The following is a 3,173-nucleotide window of genomic DNA, read 5'->3' as shown; positions in this document are numbered from 1 at the left end:
CTCCTGCCGCGCTCCCGCTACGACGAGTTCGCCCACGCCCTCGCCGCCGCCGCGGGCGCCCTGACGGTCGGCGACCCGCTGGACCCGGCCACCCAGGTCGGTCCGCTGGTCGCACGGCGGCAGCAGCAGCGCAACCTCGACTACATCCGCATCGGGCAGGAGGAGGGCGCCAAGATCCTCACCGGCGGCGGACGCCCGGCCGGCCTCGACCGCGGCTGGTACGTCGAACCGACCCTCTTCGGCGACGTCGACAACTCCATGCGCATCGCCCGCGAGGAGATCTTCGGCCCGGTGATCTGCCTGCTGCCCTACGACGACGAGTCCGACGCCGTGAAGATCGCCAACGACTCCGACTACGGGCTGAGCGGCAGCGTCTGGACTGCGGACGTCGAGCACGGCATCGACATCGCCCGGCAGGTCAGGACGGGCACCTACTCCGTCAACACCTTCAGCCTGGACATGCTCGGCCCTTTCGGCGGCTACAAGAACTCGGGCCTGGGGCGGGAGTTCGGGCCCGAGGGGTACGGCGAGTACCTGGAGCACAAGATGATCCACCTCCCGGCGGACGCGTAGCGATGGGCGACCGCTGGCACGTCGAGGTCGACCGCTCCCTGTGCATCGGCTCCGCGCAATGCCTCCACCACGCGCCGGGCGGCTTCCACCTGGACGCCGCCCGCCAGTCCCGTCCGGCCGCTCCCGACATGGACGCGAACGAGCGGGTGCTGGAGGCGGCGGAGAGCTGTCCCACGGAGGCGATCACGATCACGCTGCGGGACGGCGGGGAGGCGGTGTTCCCGCCCGAGGAGTAGCGCCCGAAGAATCATGATGAGGAGGGTTTCATTCCGCTTTGGGCGTTCTATGCTGGAAGCAGGCCTACGAGGCGAGTGAGGGAGTCCGACCGGAGTGGCCGACGTCGGCGGGAAGTGAAGTGAGGGCTTCCGCTGGTGCCGACTGCGACGGTAGGGCTGAGAGGCGGAAGGGAACCGGGCCGAAACCCGGCACCCCGAGGCGACCCCCATCACCTGATCCGGACCATGCCGGCGAAGGGAACCCGTCTCGTAGGTCCTTGCCGTGTCCGGGTCCGCCGGGGGCCCAGCCCATGGGGCCCGCTCATGGGGCCCACGGCGCTCACGCGGTGGTCGGCGCGGTCAGATCGATCAGGCGGCACACCGTCTCGATGTCGATCTTCACCTGGGCGATCGAGGCGCGGCCCGACAGCCAGGTGATCAGCGCCGAGTGCCAGGTGTGCTCGATCACCCGGACGGCCGAGAGCTGCTCCGGGGTCGGGTTCTCCTGGCCCATCGCGTCGAGGATGATCGCCGTCGTCTGGCGGGAGACCTGGTCGACCTCCGGGCTCACGCTGCGGTCGGCGAAGGTCAGCGCCCGGACCATCGCGTCGGCCAGATGGGGCTCGCGCTGCAACGCCCGGAAGGCCCGCATCAGTGTCTCCGCGACCCGCTCGGCGGCCGTCTCGCCCTGCGGGGGCTTCTTCTGCAGCGTGCCGTGCATGTGCTCCAACTGGTCCTGCATGGTGGCGACCAGCAGATGGATCTTGGACGGGAAGTAGCGGTACAGCGTGCCGAGCGCCACCTGGGAGGACTCCGCGACCTCGCGCATCTGCACGGCGTCGAAGCCGCCCCGGCTGGCCAGCCGGGCACTCGCGTGCAGGATGCGGCGGCGGCGGGCCTCCTGCCGCTCCGTGAGGGGCGGGGAGGCGGGCGCTGCCGCTCTGGCTTCCACCTTGGCCGGCTTGTTCACCTTGGCGCTCACCTTGGCTTCTGCGGGCTGGGTCGGGCCCGTTCCGTGACCGTCCGTGAGGACGAGTGATCACACAGCATGGCACGGCGCCGTCGTGGCGTGAATCACCTGATCCACTGCTCACAGCACCCTTACCTGCCGGTAGATTCAGAGCCTCCGGACGATCAAGTCTGAAACTTGTTCTAGGTTAGCGTCCCGGCGTAATCTCGCGGGACAGTGCAGGGAGAAGGGGGCCCAGAGTGACCGCTGAGGCCAGGGAGGCCGGGGCTCCGGAGGACCCCGCTGCCGACGGCTTGCGACCGCTCAATATCGCGCTCCTCACCTATAAAGGGAACCCGTTCTGCGGCGGGCAGGGCGTCTACGTCCGGCACCTCGCGCGCGAGCTGGCCCGCCTCGGCCACCGGGTCGAGGTCATCGGTTCCCAGCCGTATCCCGTCCTCGACGAGGGCTACGACGGGCTGAGCCTCACCGAGCTGCCCAGCCTCGACCTGTACCGCCAGCCGGACCCCTTCCGCACACCGGGGCGCGGCGAGTACCGCGACTGGATCGACGCGCTCGAGGTCGCGACGATGTGGACGGGCGGCTTCCCGGAACCGCTGACGTTCTCCCTGCGCGCCCGGCGCCATCTGCGCGCCCGGCGCGGCGAGTTCGACGTCGTGCACGACAACCAGACCCTCGGCTACGGCCTGCTGGGCGATGTCGGCGCGCCCCTGGTGACGACCATCCACCACCCCATCACCGTCGACCGGCAGTTGGAGCTGGACGCGGCGGACGGATGGAAGCGGCGCGCATCGGTGCGGCGCTGGTACGCCTTCACGCGCATGCAGAAGCGCGTCGCGCGCCGCCTGCCGTCCGTGCTCACCGTGTCCGGCACCTCGCAGCAGGAGATCGTCGACCACCTCGGGGTCCGGCGGGACCGCATCCACGTGGTCCACATCGGCGCCGACACCGACCTGTTCTCGCCGGACCCCTCGGTGCCGGTCGTACCCGGCCGGATCGTGACGACGTCCAGCGCGGACGTGCCGCTGAAGGGCCTGGTGCACCTCGTCGAGGCGCTGGCCAAGGTCCGGACCGAGCACCCCGGCGCCCATCTCGTCGTCGTCGGCAAGCGCCCCGCCGAAGGCCCCGTCGCCCAGGCGATGGAGCGGTACGGCCTCGCCGGTGCCGTCGAGTTCGTCAAGGGCATCTCCGACGAGGAGCTCGTCGACCTCGTGCGCTCGGCGCAGGTCGCCTGCGTGCCGTCGCTCTACGAGGGCTTCTCGCTCCCGGCCGCCGAGGCCATGGCGACGGGCACGCCCCTGCTCGCCACGACCGGCGGCGCCATACCCGAGGTCGCCGGTCGCGACGGTGAGACGTGCCTGGCCGTACCGCCCGGCGACGCGGGCGCGCTGGCCGCCGGGCTGGGCCGCCTGCTG

General features: G+C 71.0%; 4 protein-coding genes. 3 read left to right on the top strand and 1 reads right to left on the bottom strand.

Features of this window, described 5'->3' with window-relative positions; all coding sequences use genetic code 11:
• On the top strand, positions 1–573 hold a 573-nt coding region (locus ABZ281_RS43745), incomplete at its 5' end, for an aldehyde dehydrogenase family protein (RefSeq protein ID WP_356663767.1).
• Positions 574–575: 2 nt separating this feature from the next.
• Positions 576–809 carry a ferredoxin gene (locus ABZ281_RS43740; RefSeq protein WP_356663765.1) on the top strand — a complete coding sequence of 78 codons (234 nt, stop codon included), beginning with the start codon at positions 576–578 and terminating at the stop codon, positions 807–809.
• Positions 810–1,128: 319 nt separating this feature from the next.
• Here the strand turns inward: ABZ281_RS43740 and ABZ281_RS43735 are convergent, their stop codons facing one another.
• A complete protein-coding gene (locus tag ABZ281_RS43735) occupies positions 1,129–1,770 on the bottom strand; it encodes a TetR family transcriptional regulator (protein ID WP_356663763.1) in 642 nt (213 codons plus the stop codon).
• Positions 1,771–1,997: 227 nt separating this feature from the next.
• Here ABZ281_RS43735 and ABZ281_RS43730 point away from each other — a divergent pair.
• On the top strand, positions 1,998–3,173 hold a 1,176-nt coding region (locus tag ABZ281_RS43730; protein WP_356663761.1), incomplete at its 3' end, for a glycosyltransferase family 4 protein.

The organism is Streptomyces sp. NPDC006265, assembly GCF_040613555.1.
GTDB lineage: Bacteria > Actinomycetota > Actinomycetes > Streptomycetales > Streptomycetaceae > Streptomyces.
This window is presented reverse-complemented; position numbering and strand designations above follow the sequence as displayed.

Excerpts from the sequence above, each read along its gene's own strand:
- ABZ281_RS43740 (WP_356663765.1), top strand. The coding sequence starts at position 576 with ATGGGCGACCGCTGGCACGTCGAGGTCGACCGCTCCCTGTGCATCGGC.